Origin of the sequence: Nocardia wallacei, from assembly GCF_029868745.1 — a bacterium.
Lineage (GTDB): Bacteria > Actinomycetota > Actinomycetes > Mycobacteriales > Mycobacteriaceae > Nocardia > Nocardia wallacei_B.
This window is the reverse complement of record NZ_JARWOP010000131.1, coordinates 12,700-28,352: the sequence shown is the minus strand read 5'-3', so window position 1 is coordinate 28,352 and position 15,653 is coordinate 12,700. Positions and strand designations below refer to the sequence as shown.

Genomic DNA, 15,653 nt, shown 5'->3' with positions numbered 1-15,653 from the left:
TGCATGACGGATCTGTCGATCGGCGATCTGGCCGCACGATTCGGGATCGCCACCCACGTGCTGCGGCATTGGGAGGACATGGGCCTGTTGTCGCCGCGGCGCGACTCCGGCGGCCGCCGCCGCTACAGCCCGGCGGATACCGAGACGGTGGGGCTCATCCTGGTCGCCAAGCGGGTCGGGATGTCGTTGGACGAGATTCGCGCCCTGTCCACCGCCACCGCGGATCGCGAGTCCCGCCGGAAACTGCTTCGCGCGCATCAGGACCGGCTCGAGGAGCAGATCGCCTGGGCACAGGCGGCGATGGCGACCATCGGGCACGCCGCGGACTGCACTGCGGAGAATCTGCGCGAGTGCCCCAACTTCCGCGCGCTGCTGGCGCGGGCCGTGCCCGAGCGCTGAACCGTCCCTTCCCCGGCGCCGCTGCCGCGCCCGCCTACTGTTTCGGTCGTGGACGACAACCGCACGCATCCGCACGAACCGCACACCGAGGGGCTCGCGTCGAGGCTGAACTGGCTGCGCGCCGGGGTACTCGGCGCCAATGACGGCATCGTGTCCACCGCCGGGCTGGTCGTCGGTGTCGCGTCGGCGACCACCAGCACCGGGCCGATCCTCACCGCGGGCGTGGCCGGGCTGGTCGCGGGGGCGATCTCGATGGCGGCCGGGGAGTACGTCTCGGTGAGCACCCAGCGCGATTCCGAGAGGGCGCTGCTGTCGAAGGAGAAGCGGGAGCTGGCCACGGAACCGGACTACGAGCTGGCCGAACTCGCCGAGATCTACCGGCGCAAGGGCCTGTCCACGGCGACCGCGCGCAAGGTCGCCGAGGAACTCACCGCCTACGACGCCTTCGCCGCGCACGCCGAGGCCGAGCTCGGGCTGAACCCGAAAGAGCTGACCAATCCGTGGCAGGCGGCGCTCTCCTCGGCGGTGGCCTTCACCTGCGGCGCCCTGCTGCCGCTGCTGGCGATCCTGCTGCCCCCGGCAACGTGGCGGGTGCCGGTGACGTTCACGGCGGTGCTGATCGCCCTCGCCGTCACGGGTTCGGTCAGCGCCCGGCTCGGCGGCAGCGACCCCCTGCGCGCCACCGCCCGCGTGGTCGTCGGCGGAGCGCTCGCCATGGCCATCACCTACGCCGTCGGCCAGATCCCCGGCATGTCGGGCCACTGAAGCGCTGGCCCGACCCCCGCCCCACTGCCAGAGTGGAGGCCATGACCGAGCGAAAAGGACTGTTCTGGGACGGCGTCGAGGGCCGCGCACCGATCCCGCGGGCGGCGCAAACCCTCGGCTTCGAATTCCTCGAGGCCGATATCCCCAGTGGCACAATCGAACTCGCCTTCACCGCGACCGAGGCGTTCACCAACCCGCTCGGCGAGGTGCTGGGCGCCTTCGTCGCCGCGATGCTGTACGACACCGTGGGTCCCGCCCTGCTGGCAACGCTGGGTCCCGACGAGTTCCAGTCCACCCTCGACCTGCAGGTGAGTTTCCTGCGCCCGGCCCGCACCGGCCGGTTGCGCGGCACCGGCCGGGTAGTGCGCCGCGACGGCGACATCGCCTTCCTCGCAGGCGAATTGCGCAACCCGGACGGCGAATTGATCGGCACCGCCACGGCCACCGCCCGGGTAATCCCCTTGGACCACTGATCTCCCGGTGCCGAGGACCAGTGATCCTGTATTGGATCTGTTTCGGGGGTCCAGTTGTGGACCATGCTGGTGCGATGTTGTTCCGCCGACTGTGTGCGCTGTATGCCGGGCTGTGGTTGTACGGGTTCTCGATGGCCGTGATGATCCGGGCGGCGCTCGGGCTCGATCCGTGGGATGTGTTCCATCAGGGTGTGGCCGGGCAGGTGCCGCTGAGCTTCGGGACCGTCACCGCCGTGACCGGCGTGGCGGTGCTGCTGGCCTGGATCCCGTTGCGGCAGAAGCCGGGTCTGGGCACGATCAGCAATGTCGTGGTGATCGCGATCTCGGTCGACGCCGGGTTGTGGTTGCTTCCGCAGCTCCACGCGCCGGCCGTGCGGGTGGGCGCGATGGCGGCGGCCGTGCTGCTCAACGCGGTCGCGACCATGCTCTACATCGGGGCGGGCATGGGCCCCGGACCCCGCGACGGCCTGATGACCGGTCTGGTCCGGCGCACCGGGAAACCGGTGTGGGCCATCCGCACCGGCATCGAGGCGACGGTGCTGGTGACGGGCTGGCTGCTCGGCGGCAGCGTCGGAATCGGCACCCTGGTGTACGCCTTCGGCATCGGGCCGCTGATCCACCTGCTGATCCCACTCGCCGACCGCTGGCTGCCCGGCTTCCGCACCCCGGAATCAGTTGTCGCGCACGATGATTCCAGCCGCCCGCGCGAAGGCCGGGGCCAGGTCGAACAGCTGCACGGGGCTGATGGTGGCGCCTCGTAGCGCCTCGATTCCGGCCGTGATGTCCAGGGTGACCGCGCCGCGCAGATCGACCTCGCGCAGCGTCGCCCCGTGCAGCGCGACCTGATCCAGCCGCGACCCGGGGAAACTGACGCGAGTGAGCTTGGCCTCGCCGAAATCGGTGTCGCGCAGGACGCAATCGGCGAAGGTGACATCCTGCAGCGCGGCATTACGCAGGTTCACCGAATCGAATTTGCAGCCCTCGAACCGGATCCGCCGCAGCCCGGCGCCGACGGCCTCCACGCCCGACAGCGCGGAATCCACGAATTCACTGTTCAGCCAACTGGTTTGGCCGAGGTTGGTGCCGATCAACCGGACGTTGCGGAACCAGACGTCATCGAAGCGGGCATACCGCAGCATGCCGCCGCTGAACACGGCCTGGGTGAACGCCGACTCGGTGAATCTGGCGCCACGGGCGTCGATCGCCTCGAAGGTGGCCGAGTCGACGTGCACGCTCTCGTACTCGGTGTCGGATTCGGGTTCGGCGTCGAAGCCTTCCAGGAAGCGGGCGTACGGCAGATCGGCTAGGTCGCGGGGCACCCCTGCACCCTAGGCGACGGCGATCCGCCGTTTCGCGCTCAGTCCAGATCGACGCGCACGGTGAGCAGGTCGGTGCCCATGATCCCGACGACCGCGCTGTTGCCGCGCGGCAATTCGCGCAGCCGCGCGCGGGCGTCGTCGTCGGGTACCGGATGGGCAGTGCCGGTGTGCCAGTGGCCGTGCAGCCGCAGCCGCACCCGGTTGTCGGCCCGGATATTGCGGACGTACTGGGAGCGCTCGCCGAATTCGGAGACGAACCAGAACGAGTTGCCGACACGTCGCCCGCCGATCGGGGTCGTGCGCGGCTCGCCACTCACTCGGCCGGTCGTCTCCAGCAGGGTCTGCGCACCCAGTCGCCGCAGGAGGGGATTGCCGATGTTGCGCTGGAAGGTCGTCACTACTCGGTGCTGGATATCGCGACGATTCGCCATGCGCCGACGGTAACACCGGCACCCGGAACGGGCATCCCGACACGGTGTGCGCGGGGTGCCCGGATTCCGGCCCGGCGCACCGCCAAAGACGCAGCGTGGCAACGTGTTCGGCCTCAGTCGCCCCGCGCCGCGGGCTTGACCACCGCGAGCACGTGCGTAGGATCAGTACCTCGACAGGCCCGGCCGATGTCGGGACAGGAGGGGCGGACGATGGGGAGACAGGCGGGCGGTCCCCGGCGAGGGAGCGCGCACGAGCCCCTGCCGGTCGGACGCATCCTCCAGCGCTGGCGTCAGGACGCCGCCCTGGATGTGACGGAACTGGCCGCCGCGGCGCATCTGTCCGAATCCTTGCTGCGCAAGGTCGAGTCGGGGCACCGGCCCGCGACCAGGAACACGATCGCCGCGCTCGCGCCGGTGCTGCGGATCCCGGCGGCCGACACCCGGCAACTGCTGTCGCTGGTCGACCCCGCGCAGGCCCCGGCGTCCCGGTCCGAGGCGCCGCGCGCACCGACGCCACGGGAACTGACCGTGCTGGACACCGATCCGTTCCCGGCCTGCTACATGATCACCCCGGCGGGACGGGATCTGATCGAGGGCGCGCTGCACCGGGTCGTCGCGACCAACGAGGCCTTCGACCGGTTCTTCCCCGGTCTCGGGCCCGGTGCGGGCGTGGTCGAGTACGAGGTGCTCACCCCGGCGGCGCGGGACGTGTTCGTGCGCTGGGAGGAGGACACCCACCATCTCGTGCGCGCGTGCCGCACGCAGCTGACCGGCTTCGCCCCCGAGATTCGGATCGAGGAGGTCAAGGCCCTGCTGCGGCAGAACCCGGACTTCGAGAACATGTGGGACACACCGTATCCCGCCGACCTGGACGATCGGGACACGGTGTGGGTGCGGGACATCTCCGACGGCACCGATTTCGAGATGGTGTTCCGGATGTCGCACGACGGGAGCCCGTTCCTGCACTGGGCGCTGCGGCCGGTCCGGCTCGCCGAGTACCTGAAGCGCTACCCGCCCGAGATCTACATGCCCCGATGACCGCCGCTCACTCGGGCGTTCTGCGGGTGAGGAGCATCGGCAGCGGCGGCGGGCGCAGACTGGCGGCGAGCCGAGGCCGCGGCGGACGCTCCACCAGAGCTGGGGTGGGCCGCAAACGCCAGCGCGCGGCGATCGACGCCAGCGCGAGAGTCAGCTCGGTCATGGCGAAGTGCTCGCCGATACAGCGCCGGGCACCCTGGCCGAACGGCAGGTACGCCCCCGCGGGCAGGTCGCGGTCCCACTCCCACCGGCCGGGATCGAACCGGGCCGGACCCGGGTACAGGTCGGGCCGGTGGTGCACCAGATACGGGCTGACCACGAGCGTGGCCCCGGCGGGGATCCGATACCCGCCGAGCACCGTATCGGTCATCGCGGTCCGGGTGAGGATCCATACCGGCGGATATTTGCGCAGCGTCTCCACGGCCACCTGCCGGGTGTAGACCAGGCGCGGCAGGTGCTCGTGCGTGGCCACGTCGCCGGACAGCACGGCGTCGACCTCGGCGTGTAGTTGCCGCTCGACGTCGGGGCGGGTGCCGATCAGCCAGAGCGCCCAGGCGAGAGCGGTTGCGGTGGTGTCGATTCCGGCGATCTGGAACAGCAGCAGCTGGTCGACGATCTCGGTGTCGGACAGGCCGGTCTGCCCGTCGCGGGCCGCCAGGAGCACCGACAGCAGATCGGCGGTGTCATCGCCCGCGGCCCGTCCCTCGGTCGCGGCGGTGGCGATCAGGGTGCGCAGCCGCACGCTCGCCGCGTGGTAGCGGCGGTTGTCCGGCGTCGGCAGGCGGCCCAGCGCGGCGGGCAGCACCATGCGTTTGGCCGCGACCGCGACCAGGATGTCGATATCCTCGAGCACCTGCCGCAGTTCGGCGGGTGCGAGCGCGGCGCGCTGAAACATCGTGCGGGCCAGGATCTTCGCCACCACGGTCATGGTCTCGGCGGTGACGTCGACGGTGGTCTCCGGCTGCCACCCCGCACACATCCCGGCGATCTCGTCGCTCATGTGCGCCGCGTAGCCGACCAGGCGCTGCTTGTGGAAAGCCGGTTGCACCAGGCGTCGCTGCCGCCGGTGTTCGTCGTGCCGGCAGGTGGTCAGGCTGTTGCCCACCACCTCCTTGGCGCGCTCGAAGAATTGCCCGCCCTTGTCGAAATCCTCGCCGCGGCGCAGGATCTCGTGCGCCAGATGCGCCGTGCACGCCACCAGGACCTCGGCCGGACCCATCCGCAGCGACACGAGATCGCCGGACGCGGGCAGGGTGGTCAGGAAGTCCAGGAAGTGCCGCATCCGGGGCAGATGACCGAGTACGGGGACCGCGCCGGGAGCGGCCGGAACAGCGGAAACGGCCGGTTCGGCCGCCGGAAAACGTTCGGACACTGCACTACTCCCAGAATTTCACGCCGAGCGTGGAAAACACCCGGCAATCGCCCTCCGCCCCGCCGGAAACCACTTGCCTTCCTTGCCGGATCAGTCAACCGCCGACGTTTCCGAGGTGTCAATTCACACCTTGTGCAAATCGTGCACCCGATTGCCGAACCGGGGTTCCCCCAGGCATTTTCACAAGATGTGCATTGACGTCCCGATGGTCGCGGCAGTTGACTGGTAACGCACGGACGGTAGCGATTTCGCGGTTCCGGAAGTGGGACCGTCCGGCCTCGGTACAGCCGTCTCGCCCGACGAGCCACACCGGCCTTTCCTACCGCACCCTCGGCGATTCGAGGGGTTTGCCGAAGACGTGGAGTGCAACCATGACCGTGTCCGATACGCTGCCCGGCCACCGCGCCGCGCAGACCGCCACTCTCGCGCTGCCCACGCGGCGCGAACAACCTTTCGTCATCGGTTACCTGCGCACCGATCTCTGCCCGCCTCGCACCAGCATGCGCTGGGGCGCGGCCGAAGACGACGCGGAACAAGCGATCCGAGCCACGGCGGCCCGGCACGACTGGCACCTGCTGTACATCCTGCGGGTGCAGCCGCAGCCCGATGTCATCGCCGAGCCGATCGAGCATCTGCTGAACTTCGCGCACATGATCGCGCCCGACGCGATTGTCGTGCCGAAACGGCTGCACCTGCGCGACGCCGGGGGTTCGGACTGTCTCGACGAGGTGTGCCGCGTGTGCCGGGTGGTGACGGCCGCACCGGAGAAGCTGTGGCCCTGCACGGGATCCGATATCGCGTTCGACGACGGTGCCGACACCGATCCGACGGGGACCGCGTGGTGATCGGCTCGCCGTTCGGCTGTCCGGAGGGGAACAGCCGAACATCCGGGCGGGCCGAAAGTTATTGCACCGGTTCGAAGTCCGTCTTGCCGGTGTCGGTGAGGGCGTAGATTCCCGAGGCCAGGTCCAGCGCCGTCACGGTGCGGGCCGCCGCCTCGTCGATGTGGATGCGCGGCGGGTCCGGGTAGTCGCTCGGGTCCGGGTAATAGGTGTCGGGGCCGTAGAACTGGCCGTAGCGCAGGACCACGCCGCCCGCGCCGAGCACGGCCTCCTCCAGATATTCCTGGCCGGCCTTGCCCTCTCCGGTCATCTCCCACGCGACGCTCTGCGCCAGTACGCGTTTCGTGCCCGCGGCCCGCGCCGCCGCCAGCAGGTTGGCGGTGCCCTCCCGCCGGATGCGCGCGTTCGCCGACCGTCCGGTGGGGAGGTCGGCGCGGTCGTCGGGAAGGTCCGTGAGCTGATGGATCACCATGTCGGGGGCGAAGGCGCGCACCGCCTGCTCCAGCCCCGCCGCGTCGTACACGTCACACACGACCGGCTCGACCCCGAGTTCGGCCAGCTTCGACGCCTTGGCCGGGGATCTCGTCATCCCCGCGACCTCGCAGCCCACCGCGACCAACAGCGGCGTCAGCCGCACACCCAGCACACCACTGGCACCCGCCAAGAAGACTCGCACAGTCGCCACCATAACCGGTCGCACTCCGGCGACATCCTCACAGCAGGCAGAGCAGGATCCCCGACGCCGCGGTGGCGGCGATCAGCAAGGGACCGCTGACACCCAGCGCGATCCCGGTGAGCAGCCCGGCGCGGGCCTGGACGTGCCATCCGGCGCGCGGCGCGGCCAGGCGTTCGGCGCGGGCCAGCACGTCGGCGCCGCTCGCGGCGAGCGCACCCGTGGGCGCCGTGCCGGAGAGCGCGAGCAGCCCCGACAGCAGCGGGGCGCGGCCGTGCCGGCGCACGGCGGAGTCGTCGGCGCACATCTCCAGCAGCCGGGCCACCTCGCGCGCGCCGACGGTGCACAACCGCAACCGCGGGAACGTCGTCGCCAGGCCGCGCATGATCGTCAGCAGCAGCGGATGCCGGTGCCGCAGGTGCGCGTGTTCGTGCGCGAGCACCGCGGCCAGCTCGTCGTCGGCCAGCGCTGCCAGCGCGCCGCTGGTCACCACGACGACATTCGGGACGCCTTCCACGCAGTAGGCCGCGCGCTCCTCGGACTCCAGCACCACCACATCGGCGACCTCGTGCCGGTGCACCCGGCGACCGGTCAGCCGCAGCGCCTCGGCGTGTTCTCGCGCGCGCAGCCGCATCCGCCGATGCAGCCGGGTCAATCGGACGCCGAGCACCAGCGCCGCCACCGTCAGCGCGCCGGTCACCGCCATCAGGCCGAGCTGGGCCGCGAAACCGGCGTGGCCGACCGCGATCTCCTCGGCTTCGTGCAGTCCGGACAGCACCGGCCCGTCCGGCCGGAACCAGGAGTGCGTGAGATCGGCCAGCGCCACGACCAGCGCGACGCTCCAGGAGCCCAGCACGCTCACGATCAACGTCAGCCAGGCCAGCACGCCCAGCCGCGGCAGCACCCCGTGCCGCGTCAGTCGCGGCAGCAGCCGGGGCGCGGCCGTCGCCACCACGACGGCGTAGAGAAACAGCCCGATCGCGACGCTCACGCCCGCACCTCACCGGTCGGCGCGAGCATCCATCGGACGGTTCCGAGCGAATTCATGTTCCCCTCGCCAATCTCCGCAGTGCCGCACGCAGCCGATCGGACTCCTCGGGTCCGATCTGCTCGACGAAATGGGCCAGCACCAGTTCCGAGCGGCCGCCGTCGTCCAGCGCCTCCCGCATCAGCCGCGCGCTGTGTTGCTCGCGGGTCAGGGTGGGCCAGTAGCGGAACGCCTTGCCCTCGCGGCGGCGCTTCAGCCAGCCCTTCCGGTGCAGGTTGTCCATGGTCGACATGACGGTCGTGTACGCGATATCGCGTTCCCGCGTCAGTTCGTCGAACAGTTCCCGGACGGTGGTCGGATCGCCGTCCCGATTCCAGAGACGGTCCATGACCACCGACTCGAGTTCCCCGAATCCGCGCGTGCGCACCGTACCTCCTCGTCGTGCCGCCGCTCCGGCGACCGGACGGCTTACTGGACATAGTATCTACGTACTTAGACAGTAAATAGGCCCGCGAAACCGGCGATGCCACTTGACCCACTCGGAAACCGTCATCTACTGTCTACGTACGTAGATAGTAGAACATGCTTCGGCGGATCGCTCCCTCAGGCGACCGCCGGGGGTCACGACGCGACCGGCCGGTCGTGCACACGGTATTCCGGGCTTCCCTCATCGTCCCGGGCCGCCGTCGGCGCCAGGGGACAACAAGTGCGCCGCGCACTCGGTCACCGCGTTCGCGACCAGCACCGCCCCGGGCTCCCGCGCCGGCACGCCGGACCCCGGGGCGGTCGCATGCCCGGACCACTGTGCGCCTCCGCGCCATTCCCCGCAGGGAATGGCGCCGCCCCCGCACGACGGTGAGGATGGGCTCCATGACAACCACCGTGGCCGATCCCGGCCCGTTCGCCCGGGAGTTGCGCCGGTGGCGCGGACTGCGCCGCTGGAGTCAGCTGGACCTGGCGCTGCGCGCCGACACCACCCAGCGCTACCTGAGCTTCCTCGAACAGGGTCGGTCCCGGCCGGGCCGCGAGATGGTGGTCCGGCTGGCCGAATCGCTGGAACTGTCACTGCGCGAACGCAATGCGCTGCTGATGTCGGCCGGCTACGCCCCTGCCTTCGATGAAACCGAGTGGCGCGCACCGCGACTGGAGCCGGTGCGGGAGGCGCTGCGCGGCATCCTCGACGGGCACATGCCGTATCCCGCGCTGATCGTGGACCGGCACAGCACGCTGATCGAATCCAACGCCGCCTTCGACATCTTCTTCGAGTACTGCGCGCCCGAACTACTGCGGCCGCCGGTCAATGTGCGGCGCCTGGCCCTGCACCCGGACGGCCTCGCACCGCGGGTGCTCAATCTGCCCGAATGGGGCCGGCACGTCACCGAGTCGCTGCACCGCCGCCTGCGCACCAGTCCCGACCCGGAACTCGAGGCCTTGCTCACCGAACTGGAGAGCTACCTGCCGCCGGTCACGCCCGGCCCCGGCTACCTCGGTTTCGCGGTGCCGCTGCGGCTGCGCGGCGACGACGGCGAATTGCGGCTCATCACCACCCTCACCTCGTTCGCCACCGCGACCGACGTCTCCCTGTCGGAATTGCACCTGGAGGCGTTCCTGCCCGCAGACGCGGAGACCGCACGGATACTGCGCGAGCGCGCCGCGCGGTAAGGCGTCGGCCGGGCAGCCGCGCTCACCGCGGCTTCCGCGCGGTCAGGATTCCCGTGCCGTACCGGCTCGCGCGGAATTCCGGCGTCTGGAATCCCACGCCGACGAGGGTGTCGGCGTAGCGGCGGATATCCACGTCGAGAAACGGGTCACGCTGCGCCGCAGCCTTTTCGGATCCGTTGCGGGCGCGCGACACCCGGACCATGACGTCGGCGACGGCCCGCATCAGACCGGTCGGATGGGCATCGGCGAGCAGCAATCGCCCGCCGGGCCGCAGCACCCGGTACATCTCGGCGAGCGCGTCCGCCCGCCGCTCGGCCGCGACGTGGTGCATGACGAAAGTGCAGGTCACTACGTCGAATTCGGCATCGGGCACCGGGAGTGACTGCGCCGCACCGACTTCGAAGCCGGTATTCCCCGCGGCCGCGTGCGCCCGGGCGTAGTCGACCATTGCCCGGGACGCATCGACGCCGAGCACGCTGCCGTCCGGGCCGACCGCCGCGGCCAGCGCGGCAGCCAATTTGCCAGGCCCACTGCCGATATCGAGTACGCGATCACCGGGTACCGCGCCGCCGACGGCGACCAACTCGGACAGCAGGCGACGGTGCCGCCCGCCGAAGAGCACCGCGGTCAAGGCGTTGTAGCGGCGCGGACTGGTGATCAGCAGCCCGTTGTCGTCGGAAACGGTCACGGGAAACAGCTGTATGTTTCGGGACATGTGTTCATCATCGGAACGGCGTGGCGGCCGGACCAGAACCGAAACCCACGGATCCGTCCGGTTCGGCACGATTCCTCGAATTCTGTCCGGGAACACCGGGAGACAGCGATGACCGAGCCCGCCGCCCGGCGTGTGCGCCGCACCCGCCGGGCGCTGCACCAGGCCTTGATCGGCCTCATGCTCGAGCGCGGTTACGCCCGAATCACGGTGCAGGACATCCTCGATCGCGCCGATGTCGGCCGCTCCACGTTCTACGCCCACTTCCGGAACAAGGACGACCTGCTGGTGGGCAGCAGCACCGACTACCTGCGCCAGGCGGTGGCCGAGACCGTGCCGCGCACCGCGCCGCCGCTGGCTCCGGCGCGCACCCTGCTGCGGCTCGCGGCCGAACATCCGGACCTCTATCGCGCGCTGATCGGCCCCAAGAGCGGCGCCGTCCCGTTGCGCGCGACCCAGCAGATGATCGCCGGAATGCTGGACGACCACCTGCGCGAGCGCCTCGACCTGCCCGACGCCGAATTCGCCGACACCGTGGCATTCCTGTCCTGGGGACTACTCGGGATGATCGGCGCGGTGATCGACCCCCGGCATCCCACCCCGCCCGACACGGCGTTCCGCCGCCTCGAAGGACTGGTAGGCCCCAGCCTGGGATGAACGCATACTTGCCCACGAATACTCGTAGACGTATATTCGTACACGAGTAAGGAGGTGTGATGGCCAAGAAGCGGAAGGTGGGAAACCTGCTCGCGCTCGCGGTGCTCGCGGTGCTGTTCGAGCGGCCGATGCACCGCTACGAGATCGCGGCCACGCTGAAACAGCGCGGCAAAGAGCGCGATATGGACATCAAGTGGGGCTCGCTCTACACCGTGGTGCAGAACCTGGAGAAGCACGGCTTCCTCGAGGTCGTCGGCAGCGAGCGCGACGGCGCCCGGCCCGAGCGCATCATCTACCGCATCACCGAGGCGGGCCGCGCCGAACTCGACGACTGGACCCGCGAACTGGTCGCCACACCCGAGCCCGAGCACCACCGGTTCGTCGCCGGCCTGTCCATCCTGGGACTGCTGCCGCCCGATGACGTGATCGCCCTGCTGAGCGAGCGGCTGCGTCGGCTGGAGACCATCATCGCCGGTGAGCGCGAGTCGATCGCGGCGCAGCGCGCGGTCATTCCCCGCTTGTTCATCGTCGAATCCGAATTCCAGCTCGCGATGCTGGAGGCCGAGGCCCGCTGGGCGGCGGCACTGCGCGACGAGCTGACCGCGGGCGTCTTTCCCGATATGGACCTGTGGCGGCGCATGCACGCCGAGGGCGTCGAACCCGCCGAGATCGTCGAAATGGTCGAAAGGGGGGACTTCACGCTGTCGACGGACACCTGATCACCAGGCGTCCCTACCGAACCGGGCCCGGAGAGGTGCGGCAACACCCCGCCGAGCCCGATCTCTTCACCGTCTCGAACCGCATTCGCGCAGGCGAACCCGGCCCAAGTGTGGCAACTACAGGATAACGGGGCACCCTGCGCGCGGATCGGTTCGGGCAACCGAACCCACCAGGGAGAACACTTATGTCCATTCGGACCGCACTGGTCATCGGCGGCGGCATCGCCGGTCCGGTGACCGCCACCGCGTTGCAGCGAGTAGGCATCGAGGCCCGTGTCTACGAGGCGTATCCGGGCCCGGCATTCAATATCGGCAGCGCGCTCGGTTTCGCACCCAACGGGCTGACCGCGCTCGACATCATCGGCGCCGGCGACGCCGTGCGCAAGGTCGCGCTGCCGATGACCGACACCGTGATGTCGCTGGGGCGCAAGCAGATCACCATGCCCGCGCTGCCCGGCGTGGAGCCGTTGCAGGTGGTCGACCGCAGCAGTCTGCACGAGGTGCTGCACGACGCCGCGGTCGCGGCGGGCGTGGCGTTCGAGTACGGCAAGCGGCTGGTCGGCGTCGACGAGCACGCCGACGGCGTGACCGCCCGCTTCGCCGACGGCTCCACCGCCACCGCCGACATCCTGGTCGGCGCGGACGGCATCAAGTCGCTGGTGCGCACCCTGATCGACCCGCAGGCCCCGGCCGCCGACTATCTCGGCATGCTCGGCTTCGGCGCCTACACCCGCTGCTCGTTCGACCTGGCACCGCAGACCATGGTGTTCGCGTTCGGCAAGAACGCCTACTACCTGTACTGGTCGCTGCCCGACGGCCGGATCGGCTGGGGCGTGAATCTGCCCCACAAGCAGTATCTTTCGCTGTCGGAGGCCCGCCGGGTGCCTGCCGAACAGTGGCTGCGGATCCTGCGCGAGACCTACGCCGACGACGTCCCCGGCGGCGAGCTGGCCCGCAGCACGGCTCCGGAGGATCTGGCCGTGACCGGCGCCCTGCACATCATGCCGCCGGTGCCGACCTGGCATCGCGGCCGGATGGTGCTGGTCGGCGACTCGGTGCACGCGCCGTCGAACAGCACCGGGCAGGGCGCGTCCCTGGCCATCGAGAGCGGCATCCAGCTGGCGCGCTGCCTGCGCGACTGCGACGATCCCGCAACGGCTTTCGCCACCTACGAGCGGATCCGGCGGCCCCGGGTGGAGCGCATCGCGGCCCGGGGCGCGAAGATCAGCCACAGCAAGACCGTCGGCCCGGTCATGCGCCGGATGATGCCGGTGCTGATGCCGCTGGCGGGCAAGCTGATGAAGCTGGAGGAGACCATGATCCGGGAGCAGAGCTACGCCATCGACTGGGACGCGCCGGTCGATGTCGGGGACGAACTCGCCCGCGCCTGAGCATGATTCGCGTATCCCGCCCGCTTCGAGCGGCGGGCGGGATCGCGGTCAGCGCGCGTGAGCGGCCGGGAGCACGTCGGGGCGCTCGGTCTCGTCGAGCAGTTTCGCCACGATGTTGTCCAGCGCCCGGTCCAGCAGGACCCGGTCGTCGGGATCGGCGCAATCCCAGTCGTCGACGTACTCGCACAACCAGCGGCGCCAGGCCGCGAAGATCCGATCGAATTCCGCCTGCCCGGCGTCGGTGAGATCCAGTAGCGCACCGTCGAATTCGACGTAGCCGTTGCGAACGGCCTTGTCGTACACCGGTTCCAGCACCTCCGGCGGCATCCAGTGGGCGCGGGCGATCGCCGCCAGCGTCGCACCGCCCCGCACCCGGTTCAGCATCTCCACCTGCCCGATCGCCCACGCCTGATCGCGCGAGAGAGTGCTGTCGGCGGCGGCCAGGATGCGCGGATCGGGCAGTTCGTCGTCGCGCAGCCGGCGCAGCACGCTGGCCAGCGAATGTTCCAGCCGCACCGCGCGATCCGTGGAATCCGGCACGGCGAAGCCGCCGCCCACGTCGGTGGCCTCGGCGCGGGCGCTGTCGCGCAGCGGCACCTGCCGCAGGAACCACGCGACGAGAAATCCGAGCACCGCCACCGGAACCACCCAGCGGAACACGTAATCGATGGTCTGAGCGTAGGCGTCGACGATCGGGATGCGCTGCGCCTCCGGAAGTTTGTGCAGCAGTTGGGGACTGCCCGCCGCGGCCGGCGGCACCCCCGGATCCTGCGCGAGCGCCTGCTCCAGGTTCGGCCCGATCCGGCCGCTGTAAAGGGTCCCGAAGATCGCGGTGCCGAAGGTGCTGCCGACGGTCCGGAAGAAGGTCACGCCCGAGGTCGCGGTGCCGAGATCGGTGTAGGGCACGGTGTTCTGGACCACGATGGTGAGCACCTGCATGGCCAGCCCGATACCCAGACCCAGGATCAGCATGTACAGCGACTCCAGCCAGACACCCGTGGTGCGGTCCATGGTCGACATCAGATACAGCCCCAGCGCCATGACGGCGGTGCCGGCGACCGGAAAGTACTTGTACTTACCGGTTTTCCCGACCACCTGGCCGGAGATGATCGACGTCGTGAACAACCCCACCACCAGCGGCAGCGTGCGCACGCCCGACGCGGTCGCCGACACTCCGTTCACATACTGCAGATACGCGGGCAGATAGGTCATCGCGCCGAGCATCGCGAAGCCGACGATGAAGCTGAGGATCGAGCAGACGGTGAACACGTTGCTGCGGAACAGGTGCATCGGCAGCATGGGCTCCGCCGCCCGCAACTCCACGAAGACGAAACCGGCCAGCAGCGCCACCGCCGCCGCGAACAGCCCGATGATCGTCGCCGAGCCCCACGGATACTCCTGCCCGCCCCATTCCAGCCCCAGGATCAGGCAGCTCACCCCGACCGCCACCAACGCAATCCCGGCATAGTCGACCACGGGCCGCACCGCCGCGCGCACTGCCGGAATCGCCCGCGCCGCAACGACAATCATCAGGATCGCGAGCGGCACGTTCACATAGAAGCACCAGCGCCAGCTGGCGTGGTCGGTGAACAATCCGCCCAGCGTCGGGCCGACCACGGTGGTGACACCGAAGACCGCGCCCAGCGCGCCCTGGTATTTCCCGCGCTCCCGCAGCGGGATGACATCGGCGATCAGCGCCATCGACGTCACCATCAGCCCGCCCGCGCCGACGCCCTGAATCGCGCGCGCGATCACCAGCAGCGTCATGCCGTGCGCCAGCCCGGCCACCATCGAACCGACGATGAAGACCAGCCCGCTGAGCTGGAACACCAGCTTGCGGCCGAACAGGTCGCCGAACTTTCCGGCCAGCGCGGTCGCCACCGCCTCCGCCAGCAGATACGAGGTGACCACCCAGGCCATGTGCCCGGCGCCGCCGAGGTCGGCGACGATCGTCGGCAGCGCGGTGGACACGATGGTCTGATCGAGCGCGGCCATGAGCATGCCCAGCACGACGGTGCCGAAGACCACATTGGCGCGGGCGTGGCTCACGGGTTCGGGGGCGTCGGCGACTGCGGCGGCAGCGGTCATTAGCTCAGTATGTGCCGGGAGGCCGTATTCTTCCGCAGACACGGCAGCGAGCCAGCTCGACGCGGGTCAGGGATGTTAGCCATGAAGTATCAGCACGTCAGCCGTGTCGGATGCTGTTCCCGGA

General features: G+C 69.8%; 18 protein-coding genes. 10 read left to right on the top strand and 8 right to left on the bottom strand.

All coding sequences use genetic code 11. The annotated features are described in order from the left end of the window. The first annotated feature begins 3 nt into the window (after positions 1–3). The 4 genes from QH470_RS10615 (at position 4) to yczE (ending at position 2,398) form a co-directional block, all read left to right on the top strand. Positions 4–399 (top strand): MerR family transcriptional regulator, encoded by a 396-nt coding sequence (locus QH470_RS10615; RefSeq protein WP_280272132.1) that lies wholly within the window; start codon positions 4–6, stop codon positions 397–399. Positions 400–447: 48 nt separating this feature from the next. After that, entirely contained in the window at positions 448–1,164 is a 717-nt protein-coding gene (locus QH470_RS10610; RefSeq protein WP_280272131.1) for a VIT1/CCC1 transporter family protein, read from the top strand. Positions 1,165–1,205: 41 nt separating this feature from the next. Continuing rightward, entirely contained in the window at positions 1,206–1,637 is a 432-nt protein-coding gene (locus QH470_RS10605; protein ID WP_280272130.1) for a PaaI family thioesterase, read from the top strand. 74 nt (positions 1,638–1,711) lie between these two features. Then, entirely contained in the window at positions 1,712–2,398 is a 687-nt protein-coding gene (gene yczE, locus QH470_RS10600) for a membrane protein YczE (RefSeq protein ID WP_280272129.1), read from the top strand. On the opposite strand, the gene QH470_RS10595 is transcribed toward yczE, so the two are convergent. After that, complete coding sequence (locus QH470_RS10595) at positions 2,309–2,956, bottom strand: pentapeptide repeat-containing protein (RefSeq protein WP_280272128.1); 648 nt, start codon at positions 2,954–2,956, stop codon at positions 2,309–2,311. The genes yczE and QH470_RS10595 overlap by 90 nt on opposite strands. Before the next feature lie 38 nt (positions 2,957–2,994). After that, positions 2,995–3,387, bottom strand: coding sequence for a nitroreductase/quinone reductase family protein (locus tag QH470_RS10590; RefSeq protein ID WP_280272127.1), 393 nt, complete (start codon positions 3,385–3,387; stop codon positions 2,995–2,997). Positions 3,388–3,597: 210 nt separating this feature from the next. On the opposite strand from QH470_RS10590, the gene QH470_RS10585 reads away from it, so the two are divergent. Beyond that, positions 3,598–4,425, top strand: coding sequence for a helix-turn-helix domain-containing protein (locus QH470_RS10585; RefSeq protein ID WP_280272126.1), 828 nt, complete (start codon positions 3,598–3,600; stop codon positions 4,423–4,425). A 7-nt stretch (positions 4,426–4,432) separates the two neighbouring features. Here the strand turns inward: QH470_RS10585 and QH470_RS10580 are convergent, their stop codons facing one another. Beyond that, entirely contained in the window at positions 4,433–5,797 is a 1,365-nt protein-coding gene (locus QH470_RS10580) for a cytochrome P450 (protein ID WP_280272125.1), read from the bottom strand. A gap of 371 nt (positions 5,798–6,168) precedes the next feature. Here QH470_RS10580 and QH470_RS10575 point away from each other — a divergent pair, with 371 nt between their 5' ends. Beyond that, positions 6,169–6,642, top strand: coding sequence for a hypothetical protein (locus tag QH470_RS10575; protein ID WP_280272124.1), 474 nt, complete (start codon positions 6,169–6,171; stop codon positions 6,640–6,642). Between the two features lie 58 nt (positions 6,643–6,700). Here the strand turns inward: QH470_RS10575 and QH470_RS10570 are convergent, their stop codons facing one another. From QH470_RS10570 to QH470_RS10560, 3 genes are read right to left on the bottom strand one after another with little or no spacing between them, the layout of a single operon-like run. Beyond that, on the bottom strand, positions 6,701–7,315 hold the full coding sequence (locus QH470_RS10570) for an NAD(P)H-binding protein (RefSeq protein WP_280272123.1): 615 nt from the start codon (positions 7,313–7,315) through the stop codon (positions 6,701–6,703). 37 nt (positions 7,316–7,352) lie between these two features. Next, positions 7,353–8,303 carry a M48 family metalloprotease gene (locus QH470_RS10565; protein ID WP_280272122.1) on the bottom strand — a complete coding sequence of 317 codons (951 nt, stop codon included), beginning with the start codon at positions 8,301–8,303 and terminating at the stop codon, positions 7,353–7,355. A 52-nt stretch (positions 8,304–8,355) separates the two neighbouring features. Further along, on the bottom strand, positions 8,356–8,727 hold the full coding sequence (locus QH470_RS10560; RefSeq protein ID WP_187684930.1) for a BlaI/MecI/CopY family transcriptional regulator: 372 nt from the start codon (positions 8,725–8,727) through the stop codon (positions 8,356–8,358). Positions 8,728–9,170: 443 nt separating this feature from the next. Here QH470_RS10560 and QH470_RS10555 point away from each other — a divergent pair, with 443 nt between their 5' ends. Beyond that, positions 9,171–9,962, top strand: a complete 792-nt coding sequence (locus QH470_RS10555) for a helix-turn-helix domain-containing protein (RefSeq protein ID WP_280272121.1) — start codon at positions 9,171–9,173, stop codon at positions 9,960–9,962. Between the two features lie 22 nt (positions 9,963–9,984). On the opposite strand, the gene QH470_RS10550 is transcribed toward QH470_RS10555, so the two are convergent. Continuing rightward, positions 9,985–10,650, bottom strand: coding sequence for a class I SAM-dependent methyltransferase (locus tag QH470_RS10550; protein ID WP_280272120.1), 666 nt, complete (start codon positions 10,648–10,650; stop codon positions 9,985–9,987). Between the two features lie 135 nt (positions 10,651–10,785). On the opposite strand from QH470_RS10550, the gene QH470_RS10545 reads away from it, so the two are divergent. The 3 genes from QH470_RS10545 (at position 10,786) to QH470_RS10535 (ending at position 13,441) form a co-directional block, all read left to right on the top strand. Then, positions 10,786–11,331 (top strand): TetR/AcrR family transcriptional regulator, encoded by a 546-nt coding sequence (locus QH470_RS10545; RefSeq protein WP_280272119.1) that lies wholly within the window; start codon positions 10,786–10,788, stop codon positions 11,329–11,331. 59 nt (positions 11,332–11,390) lie between these two features. Then, the gene (locus tag QH470_RS10540; RefSeq protein WP_280272118.1) at positions 11,391–12,050 is read left to right on the top strand and encodes a PadR family transcriptional regulator; all 660 of its coding nucleotides are present in this window, start codon (positions 11,391–11,393) and stop codon (positions 12,048–12,050) included. 185 nt (positions 12,051–12,235) lie between these two features. After that, a complete protein-coding gene (locus QH470_RS10535; RefSeq protein WP_280272117.1) occupies positions 12,236–13,441 on the top strand; it encodes an FAD-dependent oxidoreductase in 1,206 nt (401 codons plus the stop codon). A 48-nt stretch (positions 13,442–13,489) separates the two neighbouring features. On the opposite strand, the gene QH470_RS10530 is transcribed toward QH470_RS10535, so the two are convergent. After that, complete coding sequence (locus QH470_RS10530) at positions 13,490–15,529, bottom strand: MDR family MFS transporter (RefSeq protein WP_280272116.1); 2,040 nt, start codon at positions 15,527–15,529, stop codon at positions 13,490–13,492. Positions 15,530–15,653: the final 124 nt, after the last annotated feature.

What these genes read in the sequence shown, in the direction of transcription:
- QH470_RS10615 (WP_280272132.1), top strand. Translation starts at nt 4, where the DNA reads ATGACGGATCTGTCGATCGGCGATCTGGCCGCACGATTCGGGATCGCC.
- QH470_RS10605 (WP_280272130.1), top strand. Translation starts at nt 1,206, where the DNA reads ATGACCGAGCGAAAAGGACTGTTCTGGGACGGCGTCGAGGGCCGCGCA.
- yczE (WP_280272129.1), top strand. Translation starts at nt 1,712, where the DNA reads ATGTTGTTCCGCCGACTGTGTGCGCTGTATGCCGGGCTGTGGTTGTAC.
- QH470_RS10590 (WP_280272127.1), bottom strand. Translation starts at nt 3,387, where the DNA reads ATGGCGAATCGTCGCGATATCCAGCACCGAGTAGTGACGACCTTCCAG.
- QH470_RS10585 (WP_280272126.1), top strand. Translation starts at nt 3,598, where the DNA reads ATGGGGAGACAGGCGGGCGGTCCCCGGCGAGGGAGCGCGCACGAGCCC.
- QH470_RS10575 (WP_280272124.1), top strand. Translation starts at nt 6,169, where the DNA reads ATGACCGTGTCCGATACGCTGCCCGGCCACCGCGCCGCGCAGACCGCC.
- QH470_RS10555 (WP_280272121.1), top strand. Translation starts at nt 9,171, where the DNA reads ATGACAACCACCGTGGCCGATCCCGGCCCGTTCGCCCGGGAGTTGCGC.
- QH470_RS10545 (WP_280272119.1), top strand. Translation starts at nt 10,786, where the DNA reads ATGACCGAGCCCGCCGCCCGGCGTGTGCGCCGCACCCGCCGGGCGCTG.
- QH470_RS10540 (WP_280272118.1), top strand. Translation starts at nt 11,391, where the DNA reads ATGGCCAAGAAGCGGAAGGTGGGAAACCTGCTCGCGCTCGCGGTGCTC.
- QH470_RS10535 (WP_280272117.1), top strand. Translation starts at nt 12,236, where the DNA reads ATGTCCATTCGGACCGCACTGGTCATCGGCGGCGGCATCGCCGGTCCG.
- QH470_RS10530 (WP_280272116.1), bottom strand. Translation starts at nt 15,529, where the DNA reads ATGACCGCTGCCGCCGCAGTCGCCGACGCCCCCGAACCCGTGAGCCAC.